Source organism: Paraburkholderia sp. JPY465 (genome assembly GCF_050436725.1).
GTDB classification, from domain to species: Bacteria; Pseudomonadota; Gammaproteobacteria; order Burkholderiales; family Burkholderiaceae; genus Paraburkholderia; species Paraburkholderia youngii.
Genome location: NZ_JBNDMT010000003.1, coordinates 376134 through 400954, shown reverse-complemented (window position 1 = coordinate 400954; position 24821 = coordinate 376134). Strand labels below are relative to the sequence as shown.

Below are 24821 nucleotides of genomic sequence, written 5' to 3'. Positions count from 1 at the left end.
TGCCGCGCATCATGGATGCGATGCCGGTTGTGTTTGCGCCTCGAGTTGCGTGAGCCACGCGAGCGCTTCACCGCGATTCGCGCCGCACATCTCTTGTTGCGGTTGCAGACCCGAGCAGCATGAGGGCCGCTCCGGCCGGCCGAAGATCGCGCAGCGCAGATCGTCACCGAGTTGCACGCAGCGAACGCCCGCAGGCTTGCCGTTAGGCATGCCCGGAATCGGACTCGAAATCGACGGCGCGATACAGCACGCGCCGCAATCGGGACGGCACGCGTGATCGTCCACTCGTGCGCTGTTCAACCTTTGATCCACGTCATCTTTCCTGAACTCAAACCTTGGCAACGCGTTGCCAGACCCGCATTGTGCCACTGCGTGTCTGTGCGACCTTTTTACACGAACGGAGCCCGCAGACGCGCACTTAAACTGAAAACTACCGAATGGCCATGCACACGCGATACGCCGCGAGCGCCGCCCACCGTCCGATACCGCTCATGTCCCTAGCCGACACCCTGTTCCGCCCCGACCTGCTCGCGCGCTACAGCGCGAATGGTCCCCGGTATACGTCCTATCCGACCGCGCCGCAGTTCCGCGAATCGTTCGACACCGCCGACTACCGCCGCCCCGCCGCCGACCCGGGCGCCGCGCCGATCGATCTGTCGCTGTACTTCCATATTCCGTTTTGCGACACCGTGTGCTTCTACTGCGGCTGCAACAAGGTCGTGACGAAAAATCGCGCGCATGCGCGGCCGTACCTGGAGCGGCTCAAACGCGAAATCGGCTTGCAGGCAGCGTGTTTCGATACGCAGCGGCCCGTGTCGCAACTGCATTGGGGCGGCGGCACGCCGACGTTTTTGTCGCATCATGAGATGAGCGAGTTGATGGCCGCAACGCGCGAGCACTTCAATCTGCTGCCCGACGATCAAGCCGAATATTCGATCGAGGTCGATCCGCGCGAGGCGTCGCCCGACACGATCGCGCTGCTGCGCCATCTCGGCTTCAACCGGCTGAGCCTCGGCGTGCAGGACTTCGATCCGCGCGTGCAACAGGCGATCAATCGCATCCAGCCGTTCGAGATGACCGCATCGGTGATGCAAGCGGCGCGCACACACGGTTTTCATTCGATCGGCGTCGATCTGATTTACGGCCTGCCGCATCAAACGGTCGCGAGCTTCAGCCGCACGCTCGACACGATCCTCGAACTCGCGCCGGACCGGCTGTCGGTGTTCGCGTATGCGCACATGCCGCAGCTCTTCAAGATGCAGCGGCAGATGGATGCCGCGACGCTGCCGTCGAGCGAGGAGCGGCTCGCGCTGCTGCAACGAGTGGTCGAACGGCTGACGGAGGAGGGTTATGTGTACATCGGCATGGATCACTTCGCGCTGCCCACCGACGATCTCGCGCGCGCGCAGGCGCAGCGCACGCTGCATCGCAATTTCCAGGGCTATAGCACGCGGGCCGAGTGCGATCTGATCGGCTTCGGCGCCTCGTCGATCGGCAAGGTCGGCGACGTGTACGCGCAGAACGCGCGAGAGCTGCCCGCCTACACCGACGCGATCGATGCGGGCCGGCTCGCGATCGCGCGCGGCATCCGCCTTTCCGCCGACGACCGTCTGCGGCGCGACGTGATCACGCAGCTGATGTGCAACCTCGAACTGCGTTTCGACGAATTCGAGGCGGCGTACGGCATCCGCTTCGCCGACACGTTCGCGCCGGAACTCGCGCGCTTGCGTGCATTCGAGGACGACGGGCTGATCTCGCTCGGCGCGCGCAAGCTCGAAGTGCGGATGGCCGGCCGCATGCTCGTGCGCAATCTCGCGATGGTATTCGACCGCTATCTCGGCGAGCAGACGCTCACACGGTTCTCGCGCACGGTTTGAGCACTGCTCGCCGCGCACGCGCTGCGGCGGGTGAAGGTAATCGGCTTGCCCGTCGACCGATTTTCGGCCATAATCTGCGTCTTCCTCGCGCGCTGAACTTCTGAAGCGCGCCGCAGTATCTGCCCAGGTGGTGAAATTGGTAGACGCAGGGGACTCAAAATCCCCCGCCGCAAGGCGTGCCGGTTCGATTCCGGCCCTGGGCACCAAACAAACACTCTTCAACCGGTTTCAACGGTTCCCACGAAGCCCCGACAGCCAGCGCTGAGCGGGGTTTTTGTTTGCTGTGGTCTCCAAGGTTTCACCAGCGATTACAACCCCCATCAGGGGCCGTTTGGCGCGTTGCCACGATCCGTAACACGAAGCCGGGTGAAAAACTGCAGAAGCTGTACGGCGGCGGGCTGCTGCTCGTCACGCCAACGAGCAACAAGCGATGCATTTTCAAGTACCGTTTTGCCGGAAAGCTACGGGTTCCCCAGCGCACGCGATATCAAGCACCCGATGAGTGAAGCGGCTATCAATGCCGCGCTTCGGCGGCTTGGCTACGATGCGCGCACGGAAGATCACCGGCCACCGCTTCCGGGCGATGGCGCGCACGATCCTGCATGAAGAACTGAAATAGCCCTTTCCGTTTCTGCCTCAAGGCAGCGGAAGCTTGCTGTCATCGAGCCGGCGCGGAGGATTGGCTCCCCAATGTGCGTTGATCTGTTCCGGAGTCTCGGGAGGCCATTTCACGCCCATGCTGATGATGCGGTCCCGAATTCGGACCAGCTTCCTGTAGGCCGGTGAATCAGGCGCGAAGGTATTAAGGTCGTCCCAGATCCCTAATGGGAATGACTCGCCGTTAATGTTGTAGGTGTTGGGCTTTGCCCCATGATCCAGCAGGTAGTCAATCTGATCCAGTGCGCGATTTGCCAGCGCTTCATACAGCACTGAATTGCGCAACGAATCGCGTCGGTTCACATCCGCGCCGCGCTCGACCAGCAGCTTGAGTGAGTCGGATGTCGACTCTCTTGCAACAAAGAAAATGATGGGTCTGCGGCCCTCGATCATGGTGTTGGGGTCAACCCCGCCGTCCAGCATCGCGCTCAGGAATTCCGGGTGCGAGCTGTTGAGCACCACTCCGAGGGGACTACCAAAATCCGGTACGGTCTGCAAAGGATCGGCCCCGGCCCTCACCACCTCCGACGCAACCGCAAGCCGATGCGGGTCGCGCTGCAATGCTTCCTGAAACGCAAAAAACAGCATCGTCATGTTCTTGCGTCCCGGCGTGTTCAGATCGGTCGTTGGTGCCAGTCGCCGGACCTGCTCCATGTCGCCGCGTTCGATGGCCTGCGCCAGTTCGAGTTGCGGGCCGCTAAAAAAATCAGTGGCGGGAAATTTTTTCATTGCATGAACCACAGGAGATAGCGCCAGTAACAGCACCGGCACGATAAGGATTCGGCTGAGTGTTTTCATCGCTTTCAGCCTCGCTATGACAGTGTTTCAAGTACGGTGATGTCCTCCGCCTTCTGCTGCTCGATGCCGTCAATTGCCTGCGTGATGAAGTGCCGCGACACGGGCGAGCCGCTGCCGGGAAGGAGATAGGGAGTACCGGCTGCACCGGGCAGGGGCGTCCACGTCTGTGCGACGGTCAGAATGTCGCCGTTCACATGGTTGGCATTGATGTTCGATGGCGTGGCCTGGCCGCCGTAGTGTTCGACCGTCTTCGGGTGCAGACCGGCGGCGTTGAAGCTCCAGCAGTCCTTGCCGCTGGCCAAAGAAGCGGCAGAGCACAGACCGCCACCTAGCGAGTGTCCGGCAATATCAATTGGCGCCTGCGTGCGGCGCATCTTCCATCCAATATCTACGGCACGCTCATAGTAAGGCGATTTCCAATCCACGCTCTGGTTAAAGTTGTTCGACCAGTCGCTCAGGCTCGTCATTTCGGTTCCCTTGAACGCGAGCGTGGGCTTCATCTCTCCGCCGAAGACATCAGGATCGGGTTCATATAGCTGCGCCCGGAAATTTGAACCTTCTATTTTCAGATCAAGCGGATCAAGTCGATATTGATCCAGAAATCCCCTATCCCCGCTGCGGTTCGCCCACCCTTCGGGCACCGGCCCGGACGGCTCGTAGACATGATCGGAGAGTCTGGCCTTCTCCGCCGCGACATTGTTGCGTGCGAGCCGTTCAGCCGCCGCCCGCACGCGCCCGGACATGGCCGCATTGCCCGTCGCAATCAGCGCCTTGCGCGTCTGCCACCGCTGCGCCTTGGTCAGTGCCTTTGGTATCTCGATGTGTGGCGGTGTCGCCCTGGCTGCGCGCGCAGCGGCTAACTGGGCTTGCCAGGTGGCCGGATCATACTGGACGGACAGAGTGGGTTCGCCGTCCGGATGACTGCCGGTCCTCGCTACGGGATTCCTCAGCGGCGTGCTGCGGTAAGGTGACGGAAACAGGCCATTACGCGGACCTCTAATGGCAAGCAGTTTGCCCCGGCGAACCTCTTCGAGAAGAGCAACGATGACCCACCATCCATCGGTGTCGGGGTTACGGTACCGCGCGCTATGGAAAAACAGCCAGCCAGTCTTCTGGATACGCCTGACCAGCTTCCGGTCCTCCTCCCACTTCCTGTGATTCAGTGCGGCAATCTCGAGAAATTCCCGGGTCTCCGCCCTGGCCTTCTGACGGTCTGCTGCCTTGCCAAGGCACGCTTTATAGTGCCACTCGTCACAGATGACATAACAGGCACCCAGTGGCCGCTGGCAGAACAGCTCCACTGAGTGCATCTCAAATACGGACAGGGACATAGGTGTGTCGTTGGTCTATCTGAAGTCGCTGCCGGAGTTGACAGCAGTCAGATAATTACCGTGCGACAGGCAGTCCGTACATGGGCGACCGCCCAAAATGTCCGCCTTCCGAAGAAACAGAAAAGCCCCCGCAAGAACATGGAGGCTCCGCGCCCGCAGGCTCACGAACTTTGCATCCTGCTCCGCGAGCAATTCTCTGATACCCATTGCACCTTCATGCGAAGCCCTTATGAGGAGCCGCGCCACACCGGGATCGTTCATCCAGGCTGGTAAGCCCGCTCTCGCGATCCCACTTCTGACGGTGGAAAGTACCTTGCAACACAGAGCAAGTAAATGATCAGCGCCGCGACCGTGTAGGACACAAAACGCGCCGCAAAGAACAGCAAGACCACGACGACCGCGGCCAGCAACATCTCCAGTCTAGGACCTAGCGCCGACAGCTGCCCGTCGCGCGCTTCGAATGCGGTGCCCAGCAGGATCAGCAACGGGATCAACGCGAGCACCATGTGGATCGGCTCGAGGATCGGATAAGCCACGAGCATCGTCATCGACGCGAGCGCGTAATCGATGCGGCTGTCCTGATGGCGGCGAAACACCAGATACGCGGACAACAGGCAAGCAGCGAGCACCAACGCATGCGAGACGACCGTTATCGACGTACCGGACATCGACATGCCGAGCGTCGTCGATAGCGTCTGCAATGCGCCCCGCACGGCGTTGTTCATCGGCGCGCCGCCTCCGCTCATCGCCATTGCCATGCCGTTCAGGCGCGGCATGTCCGACACGAAGTAGTGCCACAGAACGTCGAAGCCGAGCCGCGCTCCGGTAATCAGTGTGAAGGCAATCGCAACCACGCTCGCCATGACGAATGTGCGCCATTCGCGGCGCAGCAACAGCAGACCGGCGACAGCGAGAGGCGTGAGCTTGATCGCGATCGCGAAGCCGAGAAAGAGTCCTGCGGCATAGCCTTTGCCACGCTCGATCAGCGCGAAGGTCGCAATCAGCAGGAAGAACAGTAGTTCATTCGACTGGCCGTCGTAGGTGTCTTCGACGAGCGGAAAGCTCAGCAGCGCGACCGCCACCAGCAGCAGGTTGACGCTACGCTCCGTGCCGCGGTACGCCATCGTGACGACGAGATACAAAGCCAGCGCGAACAACACGATCGACGCACTCACCCAGACGATTTTCGCGGCGAGCGGCGTCAGCAGCGCGAGCGGCGCAAACGCTAGCGAGAACTGCGGCGGGTAGGCGTAGAAGATGTCGTCGCCGGTCGAGCGCGCGCCGATGCCCTGCAAAAACGCGATCAGTGCGTCGTGGTCGTACAGGCGCGCCGGGTCATGCAATACGACGTGGAACGCGTACAGATAGAAATTGAAATCGCCGAAGGCGTCGGGGACGTCGCCACGAAACTTCGCGACGACGTGCAGGATGCGCAGCGCGAGGCAGGCTACCGCAATCAGCAGAAGGAGCGCGGCACCCGCGCCGAAGTTCGACTTGGTCCGTACGGCAGCTGCGTTGAACATCGTGTCTCTCCGTGCCGGCTTCGTGCCGGACGACCGGACAGAGATTACCGGTTCGCAAAAAACGATCTGTGCGCTCGCCCACACGGGAGCGACCTATGCGGGGAACTTCGGCGCGTGAAGATCAGCTCGCAACCCCGGCGCCAGCGCGCGCCACCTCGCGACGCCGCTTGATCACGTAGCCGCCCCACATTAGCACGAGCCATGCCGGCACCAGACACACCGAGGCCGACAAGCCCGGCGTCAGCGCCAGAATCACGAGAATCAGCGCCATGAACGCGAGGCAGATCCAGTTGCTGAGTGGAAACCAGAACGAGCGGAACACCAGCGTCTCGCCCGCGGCCACCATCGCCTTGCGCGACTTCAGATGCGTGAGGCTGATCAGCGCCCAGTTCAGCACCAGCGCCGCGACTACCAGCGACATCAGCAGACCGAGCGCTTCGGCCGGGATCACGTAGTTGATGATCACGCATGCGAACGTCGCGAGCGCGGACAGACCGATCGCCAGATACGGCACGCCGCGCCGGTCGACCTTCAGCAGCGCGCGCGGCGCGTTGCCCTGTTCGGCGAGACCGTACAGCATGCGGCTATTCGCGTAGACGCCGCTGTTGTACACAGACAGCGCCGCGGTCAGCACGACCACGTTCAGCACGTTGGCGGTCAGCGAAGAACCCATCTGCGAGAAGATCATCACGAACGGGCTGCCGCCCGCCGCCACCTCGTTCCACGGATACAGCGACAGCAGCACCGCGAGCGAGCAGATATAGAAAATCAGGATCCGCAGGATCACCTGGTTCACGGCCTTCGGGATGCTTTTCTGCGGCTCGGCGGCCTCGGCCGCCGTAATGCCAATTAACTCCAGGCCGCCGAACGAGAACATGATCACCGCGAGCATCATGAACAGGCCGTGAAAGCCGTGCGGGAAAAAGCCGCCGTGGCTCCACAGGTTCGCGACCGTCGCCTGCGGGCCGCCGTGACCGCTGATCAGCAGATAGCCGCCGAATACGATCATGCCGATCACCGCCGCGACCTTGATGATCGCGAACCAGAACTCGGTTTCGCCGTAGGCCTTTACGTTGGCGAGATTGATAGCGTTGATGATCGCGAAGCACACCAGCGCCGACAGCCATGTCGGCACGCCCGGCCACCAGAAATGCACGTACGTGCCGACCGCGGTCAGCTCGGCCATGCTGACGAGCACATAGAGCACCCAGTAGTTCCAGCCCGACAGGAAGCCCGGGAAATCGCCCCAGTACTTGTATGCGAAGTGGCTGAACGAGCCGGCGACCGGCTCCTGGGCGACCATCTCGCCGAGCTGGCGCATGATCATGAACGCGATGATGCCGCCGATCGCGTAGCCGAGGATCATCGACGGACCCGCGGCCTGCAGCACGCTGGCGGAGCCGAGAAAGAGGCCCGTGCCGATCGCGCCACCCAGCGCGATCAACTGGATGTGACGATTCTTGAGCCCGCGCTTCAGGCCCTCTTGCTGCTTTGCACTATTCATTACGCCCTGCTGTGTGGAGATCGCTGCGTATGGCCGCTGCGCGTAGAACGCCGTCGAAGGCAGCGCTGTGGCCGATGGCACGGCCAGAAAGCACGTTCCGGTCCGGCAAAACCGACAATTTTACCCGACCGATATTCCTCTGACGTCCGGAGCCGCCCGCCTTCGTTGTGCGCCGCACTTAAGCGCGCGGATTGTGATTGTCACGGGGATGGCACGCGAGTATGTTGCCGGAGTCCACTTTTCAAGCTGCGGAGCTTCGACATGTTGCCCAAACGTTTGCTTTGCGCCGCTGTGTTGTGCCTCTGTTTCGCGGGCGTCGGTACGTCCGTGCTTGCCCAGACGGCGGCCGCCCCCGCTACCGCCAGCGCGCCGCCTGCCGCCGCCCTCGGCGGCCCGGTGCGCAACATCGTGCTCGTGCATGGCGCGTTCGTCGACGGATCGAGCTGGAACGGCGTAGTCGCGAAGCTGCAGCAAAAGGGCTATCACGTGAGCTCGGTACAGAACCCGCTGACGTCGCTCGCCGACGATGTCGCCGCGACCCGCCGCGTGCTGGATCGCGAGAACGGCCCGGTGCTGCTGGTCGGGCATTCGTGGGGCGGCGTGGTGATCACCGAGGTCGCCGGCAATGCGCCGAACGTTGCCGGGCTCGTGTATGTCGCCGCGCTCGCGCCGCAGTTGAACGAATCGGCGATGGACGTGATGAAGGCCGGCGGGCCGATGCCGGCCGGCCAAAGCATCAGCAAGGACGCGAACGGGTTCTTGTGGATCGACCGCGCGCGCTATCACGCCGACCTCGCCGCCGACGTGCCCGAGACCGTCACCCGCGTGCTCGCCGCCGCGCAGGTGCCGATCGCCGCGAGCGCATTCGACGAACCGGTCGATCAGATCGGCTGGAAAGACAAACCATCGTGGTACGTGCTGACGACTAAAGACCACGCGGTGTCGCCCGAACTGCAGAAGACGATCGCCGCGCGCATCGGCGCGAAAGTAGTGCCTGTTTCATCGAGCCATCTCGCGCCGGTGTCGCACGCCAGGGCCGTGGCCGACGCGATCGATCACGCGGCGCGCGAGTTGAGCCGGCAGCAGCAGTAGGTCACCGCGATAAGCTGTCAGCGGCTCGGCGAGCGGCGGCTCAGCGCAGCATGAACGACATCGCCGACAGACAGTTCAGCATCCGCACCGCATGCTCGGCCGACGCCGCACTGAAACGCAACGTCACGCCATCGACCCGCGTGAGCGTCGGCCATTGGCAGAACAGATCGGCGAGCCCGCTCGTTTGCACGCGCAGTTCGCAGTCGATTGCTCGCGGCTCCGCGCGCGTCGCGGCAGGCGCGCGGCCCGCTTCGATATGCTGGCGCACCACGTCGCGCGCGGCGGCTTGCAGCGCCTCGCGCACGCTCGCGGGCGACTGCGTGACGCCGCTTGCCTGGCCGGTCGCAGTTTTCGTCACGACGAAACGCGCACCGGGAAAACGCTGCGCGGTTTCCTCGGCGAACACGTCGTCACCCGATAAAAGCGCGACACGTGCGCCATATTCTTCAGCGAGCGCGCCGTACAACCCCGCTTCGCCGAGCTCCACGCCATTGAACGCGACGCGCGCGAACGCGAAGCTGTTGATCGTGTGCGCGAGGATGCCGCGCGTTTGCGCCTTCGCGTGATAGCCGATCATGAAGACCAGCGCTGCGCCGTATTCAAGTCCGGCCATCATGCCGAGCGTGCGCGGCTTGCCGAGCACGACCTGCGCGCGCGGATCGAGCAGATCGGGCAGCAGGTTGCGAAAGCCGCCGTGCGAATCGTTGACCCATACGTCGGTCGCGCCGCCGGCGAACGCGCCTTCGATGGCGGCATTGGCTTCGAGCGTCATCCAGCGTCGCGCGGCTTCGTATTCGCCGTTGCCCGCGCGCGTCTGCTCGGCATGGAACACGCCGGCGATGCCTTCGATGTCGGTGGAGACCAGGACTTTCATCGCGCGGAGTTCCTCAGCAGGTGGGCAAGGTCGGGGACGCTATCGCGCAGCGACAGCCGCCGATGGCCATCGCGACCGGTGACGGACTCGGCGCTCCACAACGCATCGACGATCGCCTGTTCGACGCTGTCGGCGCAGGCGCGAAACAGCGGGTCGAGGCAATGATCGGCGACGAGCGGCGGCAGCGCGACGAAGTCCGCGCCGTGCGGCACCGTGTATGCGGTCGAAAACGCCAACGCGATATCGCCGCTGCCGTGACCGTACACCGAACCGGTGCGCGCGAGACCCGCCGCCGCGCGCAACGACAGGCGTTTCAACTGGCGCGCGTCGAGCGGTGCATCGGTTGCGACGATCATGATGATCGAGCCTTGCTCGGGTTTGCCGGAGCTTGCATCAGCGGCAGCCGCGCGTTCGGCCAGCACGCGGCCGAGCGGCGTGCCGAAGATCGTCAACATCGGCAGACGGCCGAAGTTGGCCAGCACGAGCGCACCGACGGTGTAGTCACGGCCCGCCGCGCTGACTACGCGCGACGCAGTGCCGATGCCGCCCTTGAGATCGAAGCACGACATGCCGCGCCCGGCGCCGAGCGCACCGCTCGCGACATTGGTACTTGCTGCATCGAACGCTTCGTTGAAATGCTGTTCGGTCACGGCGAGCGCCTGAATATCGTTCAGGTAGCCGTCGTTGCATTCGAACACGAGCGGATTGACCGTCGACCATTCGCGGCCGATGCGCGGATTCGCGCGAATCGCCGCGCGGATCTGCGCCTGCGCGACCGTACCGACGCCGAACGTATTGGTCAGCGCGATCGGCGTCTCCAGCGTGCCGAGCTCGTCGAGCTGCACGAGCCCGACGCTCTTGCCGAAGCCGTTGATCACCGACGCGGCGGCCGGCACCTTGTCGACGAACGGATCGCCGCGATGCGGCCGGATCACGGTCACGCCGGTTTGCAACGCGCGTTCGGCCAGCGTGCAATGACCGACGCTGACGCCGTCCACGTCGGCGATCGTGCCGAGCGCGCCGGCCGGCAACCCGCCGATCTGCGGTGCGCGCTCATCCGAATGAAGCTTGCTCATGCTCATGGCCGATCCAGCTTCGGATCGAGCGCATCGCGCAGACCGTCGCCGAGCAGGTTGAACGCGAGCACGGTCAGGAAAATAGCGAGGCTCGGAAACAGCGCGATATGTGGCGCGGTCACCATGTCGGCGCGCGCTTCGTTGAGCATCGCGCCCCACTCCGGCGTCGGCGGCTGCGCGCCCAGGCCGAGAAATGACAGGCTCGCCGCCGTGATGATCGAGGTGCCGATACGCATCGTCAGATACACGACGACCGATGAAATCGTCCCCGGCAGAATGTGCCGCACGATGATGGTCCAGTCCGACGCGCCGATGCTGCGCGCCGCTTCGATATAGGTGAGCTGCTTGAGCATCAGCGTATTGCCGCGCACGAGCCGCGCGAACGCCGGAATGCTGAAGATCGCGACCGCGCAGATCACGTTGATCATGCCGTTGCCGAGAATCGCGACCACGCCGATCGCGAGCAGAATGCCGGGAAACGCGAACAGCACGTCGGCCACGCGCATCGTGATGCGATCCCACCAGCCCTCGTAGTAACCGGCAAGCAGACCGAAAAACGTGCCGATCACCGCGCCGATCGCAACGGACAGAAAGCCCGCTTCGAGCGAAATGCGTGAACCGACGAGGATGCGGCTGAAAATATCGCGGCCCAGCGAATCGACGCCGAACCAGTGTGCGGCCGACGGCCCCGCGTTCAGCGCGTCGTAGTCGAAGAAGTTCTCGGGGTCGTACGGCACGATATGCGGCGCGATGATCGCGATCACGATCAAGAGCAGCACGAACACGCCGGCGGCCAGCGCGACATGCTGCTTGCGGAACTTGCGCCAGAACTCGCTCCACGGCGTGCGGATCGCGCGTTCGGCGACCGCGGGATTGGCCGCGTTCGGCCCGGTGGCAGTGGTGCTCATGCGGGCCTCACTTGAAACGGATGGTCGGGTTGATCACCGCGTACATCACGTCGACGATCAGATTGATGATGATGAATTCGAGCGAGAACAACAGCACCTCGGCCTGGATGATCGGATAGTCGCGCATCGACACCGCATCGACGAGCAGGCGCCCGAGGCCCGGCCAGTTGAACACCACTTCGACGACGATCGAGCCGCCTAGCAGAAAGCCGAACTGCAGACCCATCATCGTGACGACGGGAATCAGCGCGTTGCGCAGGCAGTGCTTGATGATCACGAGCCGCTCGGGCACGCCCTTCGCGCGCGCGGTGCGCACGAAGTCCTCGTGCAGCACCTCGACGAACGAGGCGCGGGTGAAGCGCGCCATCACGGCCGCGACCGCCGCGCCGAGCGTCAGCGACGGCAGCACGTAGCTGCGCCACGAACCGTCGCCGACGATGGGCAGCCAGCCCAACTGCACCGAAAAAATCTCCATCAGCAGCATGCCGAGCGCGAACGCGGGAAACGAAATGCCCGACACCGCGAGCGTCATGCCCAGCCGATCCGGCCAGCGGTTGCGCCACACCGCCGAGGCGATGCCGATCGCCATGCCGATCACGACCGCCCACACCATGCTCGCGATCGTCAGCCACAGCGTCGGGAAAAAGCGCTCCGCGATCTCCTGGCTCACCGGCCGCTTGCTGCGCGTCGAAATACCGAAGTCGACGTGCGCCATGCGCCAGAAGAAACGGACGAACTGCTGCGGCATCGGCTTGTCGAGCCCGAGGTCGGCGCGCACCAGCGCGACGGTCGCTTCGTCCGCTTCGGGACCGGCGGCGAGCCGCGCCGGGTCGCCCGGCAGCAGATGCACGAACAGGAACACCAGCACGGCGACGATGAAAAGCGTCGGCAGCAGGCCTAGCAGACGTTTGACGAGGAAGTTCAGCATGAAACCAGTCCGGCAAATGAGCGGCGAATGTGTGAAACGAGGCGGGCCACGACGAAACGTGTGCCGCCTCGTCAGCTCATCACTTGATCGCGATCTCGTCGAAGTTGAACGAGCCGTCCGGCGCGACGTAAGCGCCCGACAGACGCTTGCTGCGCGCATACACGACCTTCTCCTTGACGAGGAAGATCCACGGCGCGTCGGCCCAGATGCGCTTCTGCGCGTCGGTGTAGAGCGCGGCCTTCTGCGTGCGGTCGGTGGTTTCGAGCGCCTGCTTCAGATCGTTGTCGACCGCGTCGCTCTTGTAGTACGAAGTGTTGACCATCTTCGGCGGCATCGAGTAGCCCGCGAGCAGCGGGCTGATCGCCCAGTCCGCCTCGCCGGTCGACGACGACCAGCCCGCGTAGTACATGCGCACCGGCGCGGTCGCCGGGTCCTGCGCGCTTTCGACCCTGGCGACGCGCTGCCCCGCTTCGAGCGCCTCGACGCTCGCCTTGATGCCGACCTGCGCGAGCTGCTGCTGCACGAACTGGATCACCTTCTGCGCGGTCGAGTAGTTATACGCGGACCACAGCGTCGTTTCGAAACCGTTCGGATAGCCCGCTTCCTTCAGCAGTGCGCGCGCCTTCGCCGGATCGTACGGCCACGGCCCGAGCTTGACAGCATAGTCGACGCCCTCCGGCACCACGCCGTCGGCCGGCGTCGCGTAACCGGCGAACGCGACCTTCGTCAGCGCTTCCTTGTTGACCGCGTAGTTCAGCGCTTCACGTACCTTCGGGTTGTCGAACGGCTTCTGGTTCATGTTCATGCTGATGTAGCGCTCGATGATCGACGGCGCCGCGATCAGATCGACCTTCGGGCTCGACTGCAGTTGCGCGGCCTGCTCGAACGGCACCTGGAACGCGAAGTCCGCTTCGCCGGTGCGCATCAGCGCGGCGCGCGTGTTGTTGTCGACGACCGGCTTCCAGTCGATCGCGTCGATCTTCGGATAGCCCTTCTTCCAGTAGCCGCCGAACTTCTTCACGGTCAGGTCGCCGGCCGGGTCCCACTTGACGAGTTCGAACGGACCCGTGCCGACCGGATGAAACGCGATGTCCTTGCCGTACTTCTTCAGCGCGTCCGGCGAAATCATCACCGCCGACGGATGCGCGAGCACATTGATGAACGCCGAGAACGGCGCCTTCAGCGTGACGCGCACCGTGTACGGATCGACCACTTCGGTCTTCTCGATGCGGCTGAACATGTTGTAGCGCTTCAGCTTGTTGGCCGGATCGGTCACGCGGTCGAAGTTCGCCTTCACGGCGGCCGCATTGAAGTCGGTGCCGTCCTGGAACTTCACGCCATGGCGCAGCTTGATCGTATAGACGCGCGCGTCGGGGCTCGCTTCATAGCTGTCGGCCAGCACGTTGACGAGCTTCATGTCCTTGTCGAAGCCGAACAGCCCCTGGTAGAACGATTTCGCGACCGCCTGCGACAGCGTGTCGTTCGCGTCGTACGGATCGAGCGACGTGAAGGTCGACGCGACGGCCATCACGGCCGTGGTTTCGGCGTGCGCCAGATTGCCCGCGAGCATCGCGAACACCACCGCGCCGCCGCTGACGAGCGCGCGCAAACGAAACGGAGAGGACGGGAACAGCAGGTTCATGAGATTGCTCCAGGCTGCGAGTTAAGGGTGTGACACGGTCTTTATGGTTGGCTTGCGCTTCAGTGGCTTTGTGCTGCGGTTGCCGGTGCTGCGGCTTTGCTTCGGGTCTTTCTGCTTCAACGCGAGGCGGCGCTTCGCTCAATAAGCGCCGCCGACGCGATGCCGCGCGACGAAGTGATCCGGTCCCACCGCGACGAGCGGCGCGACCACCGGCTCGTCGTGCAGCGCGCGGATCGGGCTCGGAATATCGTCGGCGGCGAGCAGGCGTTTCGCGTGACGGCGCGCGGGATCGGCGACCGGCACCGCGCTCATCAGCTTCTTCGTGTACGGATGCTGCGGCGCCTCGAACACCGCGCGGCGCGGCCCGATCTCGACGATCTGGCCGAGATACATCACCGCGACGCGATGACTGACGCGCTCGACCACCGCCATGTCGTGCGAAATGAACAGATAGGCGACGCCGAGTTCGCGCTGCAGATCGAGCATCAGATTGACGATCTGCGCCTGCACCGAGACGTCGAGCGCGGACACCGATTCGTCGGCGATCACGACTTTTGGATTCAGCGCGAGCGCGCGGGCAATCGCGATACGCTGACGCTGCCCGCCCGAAAACTCATGCGGATAGCGGCGCGCGGCCTCGGCCGGCAAACCGACTTTCTCGAGCAGCCACGCGACGCGCGCCTGCGCTTCGGCACCCTGCGCGACGCCGTGCACGAGCAGCGGCTCCATGATCGAGAAGCCGACGGTCAAGCGCGGATTCAACGACGCGAACGGGTCCTGGAAAATAAACTGGATATCACGGCGCAGCGCCTGCAATGCGGGCCCACTTAGCGAGCTGATTTCCTTGCCAGCGAATTCGATCGAGCCGCTCTGACTTTCGACGAGCCGCAGCAGCGAGCGGCCCGTGGTCGACTTGCCGCAGCCCGATTCGCCGACCAGCGCGAGCGTCTCGCCGGGCCGCAGATCGAAGCTGACTTTTTCGACCGCGTGCACGCGGCCCGTCATGCGGCCGAACAGGCCGCTACGCACCGGAAAGCGCGTGACCAGATCGCGCACGCGCAGAATCGGCGGCGTGTCGTCGCGCACCAGCGGCTGCGCCTCCTCGGCGACGGCCGCGGCGGGCTGCACCGCGGCATCGGCGCCGTTCGCGCCGGCCTGCTCGACGCTCAGGATCGGGAAGCGCGCGGGCTGATCGGTGCCGTGCATCGAGCCGAGCCGGGGCACCGCCGCGAGCAGCGCCTTCGTGTACGGATGCGACGGCGCGGCGAAGAGCGTATCGGATGCGCCCTCCTCGACCTTCTCGCCGCGATACATCACGAGCACGCGGTCGGCCACTTCGGCGACCACGCCCATGTCGTGCGTGATGAAGATCACGCCCATGTTCATCTCGTCCTGCAAGCCGCGGATCAGTTGCAGAATCTGCGCCTGAATCGTCACGTCGAGCGCGGTGGTCGGCTCGTCGGCGATCAGCAGCGCGGGTTTGCACGACAATGCCATCGCGATCATCACGCGCTGGCGCATCCCGCCCGACAACTGATGCGGATAACGCGCGGCGACGCGCCGCGCCTCCGGAATCCGCACCAGTTCGAGCAGACGCAAGGTTTCGGCGCGCGCGGCCTCGCGGCTCTTGCCCTGGTGCAGCGCGATCGCCTCGCTGATCTGGTCGCCGACCGTAAAGACCGGATTGAGCGAGGTCATCGGCTCCTGGAAGATCATCGCGATGTCGGCGCCGCGCACCGTGCGCATCGTGCCGGAAGACGTCTTCGCGAGATCGAGCACGCTGCCGTCGCGCCGCCGGAACGCGATGCTGCCGCCGGCAAGTCGCCCGCCGCCATGCTCGATCAGCCGCATTAGCGCCAGCGACGTGACCGACTTGCCCGAGCCCGATTCGCCGACGATCGCGAGCGTTTCGCCGCGCTCGACCGTAAAGGACAGATTGCGCACCGCGTTGAACGTTGAGTCGCCGCGGCGGAACGCGACCGTCAGATCGTCGACCGCGAGCACGCGCTGCGGCGGCAGGGTTTCGATGAGCGGACCGGCGGTGTGCGAGGAAGTCGGCACGGTGATTCCTTTGCTTTGAATTCGAACGCTGCTAACGGAGCTTCAGCAGTGTGGCGACACGCGCCCGCGCCTAGCGATAGATCGCCGTCACCGGCGCTTCGCCCAACCGCGCGAAGCCGCGGTACATGCCTTCGGTATTGAACGGCAGCGTGACGTTGCCATGCACGTCGACGGCGACGAGTCCGCCGCGTCCGTCGATCTTCGGCAAGCGGTTCATCACGACGTCGTGCGCGGCTTGTTCGAGCGACACCTGGCGATAGGCCATCTGTGCAGCGACGTCGTAGGCGGCGACCATGCGCATGAACATTTCGCCGGAGCCGGTGGTCGACACCGCGCAGGTCGCGTCGTCCGCATAGCAGCCGGCGCCGATCAGCGGCGTGTCGCCGACACGGCCCACCTGCTTGTTGGTCACGCCACCGGTCGAGGTCGCGGCGGCCAGATGCCCGTGACGGTCGAGCGCAACCGCGCCGACGGTGCCGAACTTGCGGTTCGGATCGATCGGCTCGTGCGGCATCGGGTCGTCGTTGTTCGGCGACGCGGACGCGAGCGTCGCGGCGTCGTGATCGAGCATCGGACGCTGCTGCTCGCGTGCCAGTTGCCATTGGCGATAGCGCGCGTCGGTATCGAAGTAGCTGTTATCGACGAACTCGAGCCCCTGCGCGGCCGCGAAAGCTTCCGCGCCTTCGCCGGTGAACAGCACGTGGTCGCTGCGCTCGAGCACGCGGCGCGCGGCGAGAACCGGATTGCGCACGCGCTTCACGCAACAGATCGCGCCCGCGTCGAGCGTGCGGCCGTCCATGATCGCGGCGTCGAGTTCGTGCGTGCCGGCCGCCGTGTAGACCGCGCCGTGACCCGCATTGAAGAGCGCGCAGTCTTCGAGCAGCCGCACCGCTTCACTGACCGCGTCGAGCGCGCTGCCGCCGTCGGCGAGCACGCGCTGGCCGGCGCTCAGTACCGCGTTGAGCGCCGCGTGATATTCGGCTTCGGCGCTGGCCGACATCGACGTGCGCAGGATCGTCCCTGCCCCGCCGTGAATGGCAATGACTGCGTTGGAGTTCATCGTTTGAATCGTGGAGTGCGGTTGGTTCGGGGAGTGCGGACTGCCGGGGTGGCTTTTGCTTCGGTATCCGTTGCTTTGATGCCTTTGGTCTGGCTGCCGTCGGCCTTTGCGCGCGCGGTTTTGCTCGCGGCGCGCGCCGGTTCCTGCACGGCGCCGGCCGCGCCGGACTGCGGATCGAACAGCCACGGCAGCACGAACTCGCTGACCTCGGCGGCCGCCTTGACCGAGCGTTGCGCGCGATACGCGACCGCGTCGCACAACGCCTCGATGACCGCGAGCACGGCCGAATCGGCATTCGATGCGAGACGCCGGTCGGTGCGGATATACAGCGCCAAGTCCGCGAAACGCACGAGCGGCGAGCGTGGACCGTCGGTGAGCGCGAGCACGCGCGCACCGCGCTCGGACGCGCGGCGCGCAAGCTCGATCGTGTCTTCGACATAGCGCGGAAACGCGATGCCGATCACGAGATCGCCCGCGCCCGAACGCACGAGATGCCGCGCCGCATGCGACGGCCCGCCGCTCAGCGCAAGCGAATGCACGTTGTCGTGATACGGCAGCAGGCCGTGCTCCATCAGGCTCGCGAGAAACGCGCTGGCGCCGAAGCCGATCACGAATACGCGGCGCGCGGCGATGATCGCGTCGACGGCGGCATCGGCGGTCGCGCGATCGATCGATGTACGCGTTGCGTGCAGATTATTGGCGGCCTGCTCGAGCGACGCGTCGATCAGGTCGTCATCGGCCGCGAGCGTTTCCTGCGCGCTGCGCAGCCGTTCGACCGGCGCGAGCGTCGCCTCGAAGCCGCGCACGAGCGCCTCGCGAAACTGCGGGTAACCGTCGAAGCCGAGCGCGCGCGCAAAGCGATTCGCGCTCGCCACCGACGCGCCAACCACACTCGCGAGTTCGTCGATGCGCATCGTCGCCGCGCGGAACAGGTTGGCCAGCACGTACTCGCCCATGCGCTGGTGGATCGGCGTGAGCGTCGGCATCGCGGCGGAGATGCGCGCGGCAATGGCCTGCTCGGCGGGGTTCGACACAGCGGACGGGTGGTGGATCATGCGAGCGGACAGGCGCGGCTTTGCGAGGTGGACTCGATGAAAACATATTTACATGAAACCCGCGCCGAAAAAAATTCATTTTCATATTTGAGGGTTTTCACCGACCGAAGCCCTTCAGGCAAGGAGTTCAACATCCGCGATATGCTGCGCCCCGAGGAAAATGCATTTTCATCGGGGCGACCGGAAGCTTTCAACGCGCGGCTGGCGCCGCGCTCAACACGCCGCCGCGCTCTGCTCGGGAATGTCCATGAGCCGCGCCACCGGCGACATCACGATGATCAGCGCCTGCACGAGAAACGCAAACGCCGCCGCAACCAGACACACGTCGATGCTCCAGCGCGCGCTGAGCGCGGCGCCCAGCAATGCGCCCACCGGCCGCGCGCCATAGGTGGCCGTGCTGATCAGCGCGGACACGCGGCCGATCATCCGTTCGGGCGTGATCGCCTGACGCAGCGTGGTCGAGGCGACGACCCACAGGATCGGTCCCGCGCCGAGCAGGAAGAAACTCGCGAGCGCGAGCAAGAAGGATGGCGCGACGAGCGTCGCGACCATCACGAGCGACGCGAGCAGCCCGCACGACGGCCCGATGATCAGCAGACGGCCGAACGCGACACGCCGCGCGACCGCGGGCGCCGCGAGCGCACCGCACACCATGCCGACGCCGTACGCGCCGAGCGTCACGCCGACCGCCGATGCATCGAGCCCGAGCCGATGCACCGCGTACGGCACATAGACCGCCTGCAGGATGAAGAAGCCGAGGTTGAAGAACACGGCGGTCAGCAGGATCGGCAGCAGCAGCGGATCACGCAGCACGAAGCGGGTGCCGTCGCGCAACTCCAGCATGAAGTGCCGCCGCGGCGCGGCCGCGCGCGGCGGCTCGCGCAATCCGGCGAGCAACGCGACGGCGAGCGCCGACAATCCCGCCGCGGCGCCATACGCCCAGCCCGCGCCGATCCAGCCGACCAGCACGCCGCCCAGCGCCGGACCCGCCGAATACGCGACGCTGCGCGCCAGTTCTAGCCGGCCGTTCGCGCTTGCATAGGCTTCGCGTGGCACGATCGACGGCACCAGCGAAGGCGCCGCGACGTTGTAGGCAACCGTGCCCGTCGCGGCAACGAAGCCGAACGCGGCGAGCAGCGGCAGGTTCAGCGCATGCGTGAGCACCAGCAGCAGCACGCACAGCATCGCGCAGACTCGCACGCTCTCGGCGAGCGTCATCAGCACGCGGCGCGAGCGGCGGTCGGCCCAGACGCCGAGCGGCATCGACAGCAACAGGAACGGCAGCGTCTGCGCGGTTTGCAGCAGACCGGTATCGCGCGCGTTGGCGCCGAGCGCGAACACCGCGACGAGCGGCGCGGCGGCGAGGCTGATCTGCTCGGCCGATTGCGCGCACAGGTTCGACCAGGCGAGGCGCTGGAAGGCGCGGGGCAGTCGTTGCGCGTTGGCCGGCGAAGACGTGGTGGCGGACATCGATGCACTTCCGGGATGTGATGTGAGGCGTTCATCGTCGGCGCTTGGGGCCTGCGGGGCGCCCCGGTTCTTGCGGTGTTATTCTTCGCTCGCCATGAATCTCGAAAGCATCCTCTTTACCCAAGGTTTCGGTTCGCGCCGCCAGTGCCGCGCGCTGATCGGCGACGGCCGCGTCGGCATCGACGGCGCCATCTGCACCGATGCCGACGCCGATTTCGCTGTCGATAGCCGCGCGTTGCGCTTTAGCGTCGACGGCGTCGAATGGCCGTATCACGAGCACGCGTATCTGCTGCTGAACAAGCCGGTCGGCTACGAATGCTCGCGCGATCCGCAGCATCATCTGAGCGTGTTCAGCCTGCTGCCGCCGCAGTTCGCCGAGCGCGGCGTGCAGTGCGTCGGCCGCCTCGATCAGGACACCACGGGTCTGCTGCTGCTCTCCGACGACGGCAAGTTCGTGCATCAGTTCACGTCGCCGAAACGCAAGGTGCCAAAGCTCTACGTCGCGACCACGCGCCATCCGCTCGATGATGCGCAGCTCGCCGCGCTGCGCGACGGCGTCCTGCTGCACGGCGAGACCAAACCGAGCGCCGCGCTCGACGCGCAGACGCGCGGCACCCACACGCTCGCGCTCACCGTGCTGGAAGGCAAATACCACCAGGTCAAGCGGATGATCGCGGCCTCGGGCAATCGCTGCGAGGCGCTGCATCGTGAGCGGATCGGCGGCCTCGCGCTGCCGGCGACGCTCGCGCCCGGCGCATGGCAATGGCTCGACGAAGCGGGCCTCGCGGCGCTGCGGGCCGGGTAAACGACTAGCGCCCAGTGAGCGCCACCTAAGCCCTTGATGCACCGGAGAAAGCCCGCGCACATTGCGGTGCACCGCACATAGGCCGCTGCGTTGCAGCATGCCGTTGCTTACATGTCGCCCTATACTCGTCTAAACAAACGACTACAAAGGTTTCAAGGAGGGGCGCCATGAATATCGACGGGACGATGGCGTTTTCGCGCGCGATGATCGCGTTTATCTGCTTCGCGCTGCTGCTGGTCGGCGGATTGCTGGTCATCATGCGGCGGCGGCACCAGTACCATCCGAACCTGATCGGCGCATTGATCGGCGGCATGCTGTGCTTCCTGTTGCTGGAAGTGCTACCGACGCTGACCTGATGCCGGTTGGACCGCGCGGCTCTTTTTGCGCGGCGCATTGATGCGATGCGGCGCAGGTGCTATTTCTGCGGGGCCAGGTGGCCCCGCGAGGCGGCATTTTTTGTTTCTGTTGCTGGCCTAGCCGCCCTTGCCCTTCCCATTCCCCTTCGCTTCGCGCAAGAAATCGTCGACGCTCGGATAGCGCAGACGTACTCCCAATTCCTCCTTCAGACGGCGGTTCACAAGGCGGCGCGACTCGCGCATGAACGACAGCAGCATCGGATCGATCTGCTGTTCGGCCTGCTCGCGCGTGATGCGCGGCGCTCGCGCGAGCCCGAAGGCGTCGGCAACCGCGTCGAAATACTCGCCCATCTTCAGCGACGAATCGTCGGACGCGTGCAGCGCGCGCGCGGGCCGGCCATGCGTGGCGAGACGCACGAGGATCGCGGCGAGGTCGTCGGCGTGGATGTGATTCGTGTAGACGTCGTCGGCATCGACGAGCGCCGGCGTGCCTCTTTCGAGCCGCGCGAGCGGCAGGCGGTTGGCCGCATAGATACCGGGAATCCGCGCGATGCTCGCGGCGACGCTGCCGCGCGCGGTCGCGCGCCGCAACTGCCGCTCGGCCGACACGCGACGTTTGGCACGCGCATTTGCGGGCTGCGTCGCGCGCGTTTCGTCGATCCACGCGCCGCCGCAATCGCCGTAGACGCCCGTCGTGCTTGCGTAAACGACGCGCACCGGGGCCCGCGAAGCGCCGGTCCGGCGCACCCCGTCGGGTACAATAGCGGGTGTTTCAGCGTCCAGACCTGAAGCGCGCGCACGGCGCAGCCGCGCGATCGGCGCTACCGGCGACCTCGCCGCGCTAGCGTTCATGCGGCCCGCTGCACCTAGCGTCGCAAGCAGCGCGCGGGTGCGCCGGTCGTCGTCGCCGGACTTCTGCGGTGGCGCGAGATGCAGCACCGTCGGCGCGAGGCCCGCGAGCCGTTTGAGGCTGCGGCGCGCGTCGAGATCGCCGACGAGCGGCGTCACGCCCGCGGCGCGCAACTCGTCGCAGCGCGCGGCATGGCTGGTCAATGCGAAGACATGTGCGCGCGGCCGCAACAGAGGCACGCAGCGCATGCCGACGTCGCCGCATCCTACGATCAGCACGCGCGGCCGGCGGAAGTTTCGTGTCGCTTTCATGGTGGGCGCATTGTAGCGGTCACATGCAACAGGTACCGCGCGGTTGATCCGGCGGGTCCGATTTCGATTCAGTTTTTCGATTCCGAACACTTTATGGCATTTAACGTCACGCTCCGGCAAAGCGGCCGGCAGTTTCAGGTAGAACAGGACGAACCGGTGCTCTCCGCAGCGCTGCGTCAAGGCATCGGCCTGCCGTACGGCTGCAAGAACGGCGCTTGCGGTTCGTGCAAGGGCACGGTCGTCAGCGGCGAGGTCGAACAGCGCCCGCACTCGTCGTCGGCGCTGTCGAACGACGAAAAGACCCGCGGCATGGCGCTCCTGTGCTGCGCGACCGCGTGCTCCGATCTCGAAGTCGACATCCGCGAAGTGGCCGGCGTCGGCGACGTGCAGGTCAAGAAGCTGCCGTGTCGCGTGAACGCGATCGAGCGCCGCGCCGACGACGTGATCATCGTGAAGCTGCAACTGCCCGCCAACGAGCGCCTGCAATATCTGGCCGGCCAGTACCTCGAATTCATCCTGAAGGACGGCAAGCGCCGCAGCTATTCGATGGCGAATGCGCCGCACGTCGAAGGCCCGATCGAGCTGCACATCCGCCATATGCCCGGAGGTGCGTTCACCGACCACGTGTTCAACACGATGAAGGAGCGCGACATCCTGCGCTTCGAAGCGCCGCTCGGCACGTTCTTCCTGCGCGAAGACTCGGACAAGCCGATCGTGCTGCTCGCGTCGGGCACCGGCTTCGCGCCGCTGAAGGCGATCGTCGAGCATGCGGTGTTCAAGAACATCACGCGCCCCATGACGTTCTACTGGGGCGCGCGCCGCAAGAAAGACCTGTATCTGCTCGAACTCGCAGAGCAATGGGCGCGCGAGATTCCGAACTTCAATTTCGTGCCGGTGCTCTCCGAGCCCGATGCGGGCGACGCATGGACGGGCCGCACGGGCTTCGTGCATCGCGCGGTGATCGAGGATCTGCCCGATCTGTCGGCCTACCAGGTGTACGCATGCGGCGCGCCGGTGATGGTCGAATCGGCGCTGCGCGACTTCACGCAGCATCACCAGTTGCCGGAAGAGGAGTTCTATGCGGACTCGTTCACGAGCGCGGCCGATCTCGCAAACGCGGTCTGATTGCACGCCGGCAAATTCGCCCTGATGCAGCACCAGTGCAAATTCATGGTTTACACCGGTGCTTTTCTTATCGTATTCTTTCGCGCATGAACCGCACCCAGTCCGAACTCCGACGTCGCCGCTCGCCGCTCCCCTAGGGACGCCGCTGGCTTCGTCACGGACTCGCGCCACACACAAACCTGGGCGCAAGCTGTTCGAATCATGAAAGCCACGGCATGCCGTGGCTTTTCTGCTTTTCCGGCCGCCGTTTTTATTGGCCAAACCGTCACCGTTTCTTCACCCTGCTTTTACCCTTTGCCCTGGAGCCTGCCGACATGAATTTCAATGAGTATCCAATCGATTCGCTGATGTACATCACGAACCGGCCCGAAATCGTTTTCACGCACGGCAAAGGCTCGTGGATTTACGACAACAACGGCAAGCGCTACCTGGATTTCATTCAGGGCTGGGCGGTCAACAGCCTCGGCCACTGCAACGACGGCATGATCGAAGCGCTGAACAGCCAGGCCAGGCTGCTGATCAACCCGTCGCCGGCGTTCTACAACGAGCCGATGGCGAAGCTCGCGGGTCTGCTCACGCAGCACAGCTGCTTCGACAAGGTGTTCTTCGCGAACAGCGGCGCCGAGGCGAACGAAGGCGCGATCAAGCTCGCGCGCAAGTGGGGCAGGAAGTTCAAGGACGGCGCGTTCGAGATCATCACGTTCGACCACAGCTTCCACGGCCGCACGCTCGCGACGATGTCGGCCAGCGGCAAGCCGGGCTGGGACACGATCTACGCGCCGCAGGTACCGGGCTTCCCGAAGGCCGACCTGAACGACATCGCGTCGGTGGAAAAGCTGATCAACGCGAAAACCGTCGCGGTGATGCTCGAGCCGATCCAGGGCGAAGGCGGCGTGATCCCTGCAACCCGCGAATTCATGCAGCAACTGCGCGAGCTGACGAAAAAGCACAACATTCTGCTGATCGTCGATGAAGTGCAAAGCGGCTGCGGTCGCGCCGGCACGCTGTTCGCGTATCAGCTGTCGGGCATCGAGCCGGACATCATGACGCTCGGCAAGGGCATCGGCGGCGGCGTGCCGCTCGCGGCGTTGCTGTCGAAGGCGGAAATCGCCGTGTTCGAAGCGGGCGACCAGGGTGGCACCTACAACGGCAATCCGCTGATGACCGCGGTCGGCCACTCGGTGATCTCGCAGCTGACGGCGCCGGGCTTCCTCGAAGGCGTGCGCTCGCGCGGCGAATACCTGCGCACGAAGCTGCTCGAGCTGTCCGAGGAACGCGGCTTCAAGGGCGAGCGCGGCGAGGGTCTGCTGCGCGCGCTGCTGCTCGGCAAGGACATCGGCAACCAGATCGTCGAGAAGGCGCGCGAACTGCAACCGGACGGCGTGCTGCTGAACGCCGCGCGTCCGAACCTGCTGCGCTTCATGCCGGCGCTGAACGTGACGACCGAAGAGATCGACCAGATGCTGGCGATGCTGCGCTCGGTTCTCGACTCGCTGTAATCCACTGCGGAGCGTACCG

21 protein-coding genes, 1 tRNA gene and 1 pseudogene are annotated in these 24821 nt (G+C 64.9%); 8 read left to right on the top strand and 15 right to left on the bottom strand.

The annotated features are described in order from the left end of the window. Positions 1–9: 9 nt before the first annotated feature. Positions 10–312, bottom strand: coding sequence for a YkgJ family cysteine cluster protein (locus QFZ94_RS16385; protein ID WP_429458211.1), 303 nt, complete (start codon positions 310–312; stop codon positions 10–12). A 179-nt stretch (positions 313–491) separates the two neighbouring features. On the opposite strand from QFZ94_RS16385, the gene hemN reads away from it, so the two are divergent. From hemN to QFZ94_RS16370, 3 genes and pseudogenes are all read left to right on the top strand, one after another. Next, positions 492–1877 carry an oxygen-independent coproporphyrinogen III oxidase gene (gene hemN / locus QFZ94_RS16380; RefSeq protein ID WP_429458209.1) on the top strand — a complete coding sequence of 462 codons (1386 nt, stop codon included), beginning with the start codon at positions 492–494 and terminating at the stop codon, positions 1875–1877. Between the two features lie 121 nt (positions 1878–1998). After that, positions 1999–2083 (top strand) — tRNA-Leu (locus tag QFZ94_RS16375). A 256-nt stretch (positions 2084–2339) separates the two neighbouring features. Continuing rightward, a pseudogene (locus QFZ94_RS16370) lies at positions 2340–2493 on the top strand (integrase); the annotation flags it as partial. A 20-nt stretch (positions 2494–2513) separates the two neighbouring features. On the opposite strand, the gene QFZ94_RS16365 reads toward QFZ94_RS16370, so the two are convergent. From QFZ94_RS16365 to QFZ94_RS16350, 4 genes are all read right to left on the bottom strand, one after another. Next, complete coding sequence (locus tag QFZ94_RS16365) at positions 2514–3332, bottom strand: ankyrin repeat domain-containing protein (protein ID WP_368584972.1); 819 nt, start codon at positions 3330–3332, stop codon at positions 2514–2516. A 14-nt stretch (positions 3333–3346) separates the two neighbouring features. After that, positions 3347–4663 carry a hypothetical protein gene (locus QFZ94_RS16360; protein WP_429458207.1) on the bottom strand — a complete coding sequence of 439 codons (1317 nt, stop codon included), beginning with the start codon at positions 4661–4663 and terminating at the stop codon, positions 3347–3349. Positions 4664–4920: 257 nt separating this feature from the next. Next, positions 4921–6186 (bottom strand): glycosyltransferase family 87 protein, encoded by a 1266-nt coding sequence (locus QFZ94_RS16355; RefSeq protein ID WP_429458205.1) that lies wholly within the window; start codon positions 6184–6186, stop codon positions 4921–4923. 121 nt (positions 6187–6307) lie between these two features. Then, the gene (locus tag QFZ94_RS16350; protein ID WP_429458203.1) at positions 6308–7690 is read right to left on the bottom strand and encodes an amino acid permease; all 1383 of its coding nucleotides are present in this window, start codon (positions 7688–7690) and stop codon (positions 6308–6310) included. 261 nt (positions 7691–7951) lie between these two features. Here QFZ94_RS16350 and QFZ94_RS16345 point away from each other — a divergent pair, with 261 nt between their 5' ends. Next, positions 7952–8782, top strand: a complete 831-nt coding sequence (locus QFZ94_RS16345; RefSeq protein ID WP_429458201.1) for an alpha/beta fold hydrolase — start codon at positions 7952–7954, stop codon at positions 8780–8782. Between the two features lie 40 nt (positions 8783–8822). Here QFZ94_RS16345 and QFZ94_RS16340 read toward each other — a convergent pair whose 3' ends face one another. The 9 genes from QFZ94_RS16340 to QFZ94_RS16300 form a co-directional block, all read right to left on the bottom strand. Continuing rightward, positions 8823–9656, bottom strand: a complete 834-nt coding sequence (locus QFZ94_RS16340; RefSeq protein ID WP_429458199.1) for a M55 family metallopeptidase — start codon at positions 9654–9656, stop codon at positions 8823–8825. Next, the gene (locus QFZ94_RS16335) at positions 9653–10738 is read right to left on the bottom strand and encodes a P1 family peptidase (protein WP_429458197.1); all 1086 of its coding nucleotides are present in this window, start codon (positions 10736–10738) and stop codon (positions 9653–9655) included. Before QFZ94_RS16335 ends, QFZ94_RS16340 begins: the two co-directional genes overlap by 4 nt. Further along, positions 10735–11640, bottom strand: a complete 906-nt coding sequence (gene gsiD / locus QFZ94_RS16330; protein WP_368584978.1) for a glutathione ABC transporter permease GsiD — start codon at positions 11638–11640, stop codon at positions 10735–10737. The genes QFZ94_RS16335 and gsiD overlap by 4 nt, the downstream gene beginning before the upstream one ends. A gap of 7 nt (positions 11641–11647) precedes the next feature. Continuing rightward, entirely contained in the window at positions 11648–12568 is a 921-nt protein-coding gene (gene gsiC / locus QFZ94_RS16325; protein WP_429458195.1) for a glutathione ABC transporter permease GsiC, read from the bottom strand. A gap of 79 nt (positions 12569–12647) precedes the next feature. Beyond that, positions 12648–14210 carry a glutathione ABC transporter substrate-binding protein GsiB gene (gsiB, locus tag QFZ94_RS16320; protein ID WP_368584980.1) on the bottom strand — a complete coding sequence of 521 codons (1563 nt, stop codon included), beginning with the start codon at positions 14208–14210 and terminating at the stop codon, positions 12648–12650. Positions 14211–14348: 138 nt separating this feature from the next. Then, positions 14349–16271: a dipeptide ABC transporter ATP-binding protein gene (locus tag QFZ94_RS16315; RefSeq protein WP_429458192.1), complete on the bottom strand. Its 1923-nt coding sequence runs from the start codon at positions 16269–16271 to the stop codon at positions 14349–14351. 70 nt (positions 16272–16341) lie between these two features. After that, the gene (locus tag QFZ94_RS16310) at positions 16342–17331 is read right to left on the bottom strand and encodes an isoaspartyl peptidase/L-asparaginase family protein (protein ID WP_429458190.1); all 990 of its coding nucleotides are present in this window, start codon (positions 17329–17331) and stop codon (positions 16342–16344) included. Continuing rightward, positions 17328–18386 (bottom strand): MurR/RpiR family transcriptional regulator, encoded by a 1059-nt coding sequence (locus tag QFZ94_RS16305; protein ID WP_429458188.1) that lies wholly within the window; start codon positions 18384–18386, stop codon positions 17328–17330. Before QFZ94_RS16305 ends, QFZ94_RS16310 begins: the two co-directional genes overlap by 4 nt. Positions 18387–18599: 213 nt before the next feature. Beyond that, positions 18600–19856, bottom strand: coding sequence for an MFS transporter (locus QFZ94_RS16300; protein WP_429458186.1), 1257 nt, complete (start codon positions 19854–19856; stop codon positions 18600–18602). A 94-nt stretch (positions 19857–19950) separates the two neighbouring features. On the opposite strand from QFZ94_RS16300, the gene QFZ94_RS16295 reads away from it, so the two are divergent. Further along, positions 19951–20661 (top strand): pseudouridine synthase, encoded by a 711-nt coding sequence (locus tag QFZ94_RS16295; protein ID WP_429458184.1) that lies wholly within the window; start codon positions 19951–19953, stop codon positions 20659–20661. 167 nt (positions 20662–20828) lie between these two features. Next, positions 20829–21017 (top strand): hypothetical protein, encoded by a 189-nt coding sequence (locus QFZ94_RS16290; RefSeq protein ID WP_176124444.1) that lies wholly within the window; start codon positions 20829–20831, stop codon positions 21015–21017. 117 nt (positions 21018–21134) lie between these two features. Here QFZ94_RS16290 and QFZ94_RS16285 read toward each other — a convergent pair whose 3' ends face one another. Next, positions 21135–22178 carry an NAD-dependent epimerase/dehydratase family protein gene (locus QFZ94_RS16285; RefSeq protein WP_429458182.1) on the bottom strand — a complete coding sequence of 348 codons (1044 nt, stop codon included), beginning with the start codon at positions 22176–22178 and terminating at the stop codon, positions 21135–21137. Between the two features lie 93 nt (positions 22179–22271). Between QFZ94_RS16285 and QFZ94_RS16280 the strand changes: the two genes are divergently transcribed. Next, positions 22272–23303 (top strand): CDP-6-deoxy-delta-3,4-glucoseen reductase, encoded by a 1032-nt coding sequence (locus QFZ94_RS16280; RefSeq protein WP_429458180.1) that lies wholly within the window; start codon positions 22272–22274, stop codon positions 23301–23303. Between the two features lie 314 nt (positions 23304–23617). Continuing rightward, entirely contained in the window at positions 23618–24802 is a 1185-nt protein-coding gene (locus QFZ94_RS16275) for an acetylornithine transaminase (RefSeq protein WP_368584988.1), read from the top strand. Positions 24803–24821: the final 19 nt, after the last annotated feature.

Coding starts and splice junctions, on each gene's coding strand:
- hemN (WP_429458209.1), top strand. CDS start 492: ATGTCCCTAGCCGACACCCTGTTCCGCCCCGACCTGCTCGCGCGCTAC.
- QFZ94_RS16365 (WP_368584972.1), bottom strand. CDS start 3,332: ATGAAAACACTCAGCCGAATCCTTATCGTGCCGGTGCTGTTACTGGCG.
- QFZ94_RS16360 (WP_429458207.1), bottom strand. CDS start 4,663: ATGTCCCTGTCCGTATTTGAGATGCACTCAGTGGAGCTGTTCTGCCAG.
- QFZ94_RS16355 (WP_429458205.1), bottom strand. CDS start 6,186: ATGTTCAACGCAGCTGCCGTACGGACCAAGTCGAACTTCGGCGCGGGT.
- QFZ94_RS16350 (WP_429458203.1), bottom strand. CDS start 7,690: ATGAATAGTGCAAAGCAGCAAGAGGGCCTGAAGCGCGGGCTCAAGAAT.
- QFZ94_RS16345 (WP_429458201.1), top strand. CDS start 7,952: ATGTTGCCCAAACGTTTGCTTTGCGCCGCTGTGTTGTGCCTCTGTTTC.
- QFZ94_RS16340 (WP_429458199.1), bottom strand. CDS start 9,656: ATGAAAGTCCTGGTCTCCACCGACATCGAAGGCATCGCCGGCGTGTTC.
- QFZ94_RS16335 (WP_429458197.1), bottom strand. CDS start 10,738: ATGAGCATGAGCAAGCTTCATTCGGATGAGCGCGCACCGCAGATCGGC.
- gsiD (WP_368584978.1), bottom strand. CDS start 11,640: ATGAGCACCACTGCCACCGGGCCGAACGCGGCCAATCCCGCGGTCGCC.
- gsiC (WP_429458195.1), bottom strand. CDS start 12,568: ATGCTGAACTTCCTCGTCAAACGTCTGCTAGGCCTGCTGCCGACGCTT.
- gsiB (WP_368584980.1), bottom strand. CDS start 14,210: ATGAACCTGCTGTTCCCGTCCTCTCCGTTTCGTTTGCGCGCGCTCGTC.
- QFZ94_RS16310 (WP_429458190.1), bottom strand. CDS start 17,331: ATGAACTCCAACGCAGTCATTGCCATTCACGGCGGGGCAGGGACGATC.
- QFZ94_RS16305 (WP_429458188.1), bottom strand. CDS start 18,386: ATGATCCACCACCCGTCCGCTGTGTCGAACCCCGCCGAGCAGGCCATT.
- QFZ94_RS16300 (WP_429458186.1), bottom strand. CDS start 19,856: ATGTCCGCCACCACGTCTTCGCCGGCCAACGCGCAACGACTGCCCCGC.
- QFZ94_RS16295 (WP_429458184.1), top strand. CDS start 19,951: ATGAATCTCGAAAGCATCCTCTTTACCCAAGGTTTCGGTTCGCGCCGC.
- QFZ94_RS16290 (WP_176124444.1), top strand. CDS start 20,829: ATGAATATCGACGGGACGATGGCGTTTTCGCGCGCGATGATCGCGTTT.
- QFZ94_RS16285 (WP_429458182.1), bottom strand. CDS start 22,178: ATGAAAGCGACACGAAACTTCCGCCGGCCGCGCGTGCTGATCGTAGGA.
- QFZ94_RS16280 (WP_429458180.1), top strand. CDS start 22,272: ATGGCATTTAACGTCACGCTCCGGCAAAGCGGCCGGCAGTTTCAGGTA.
- QFZ94_RS16275 (WP_368584988.1), top strand. CDS start 23,618: ATGAATTTCAATGAGTATCCAATCGATTCGCTGATGTACATCACGAAC.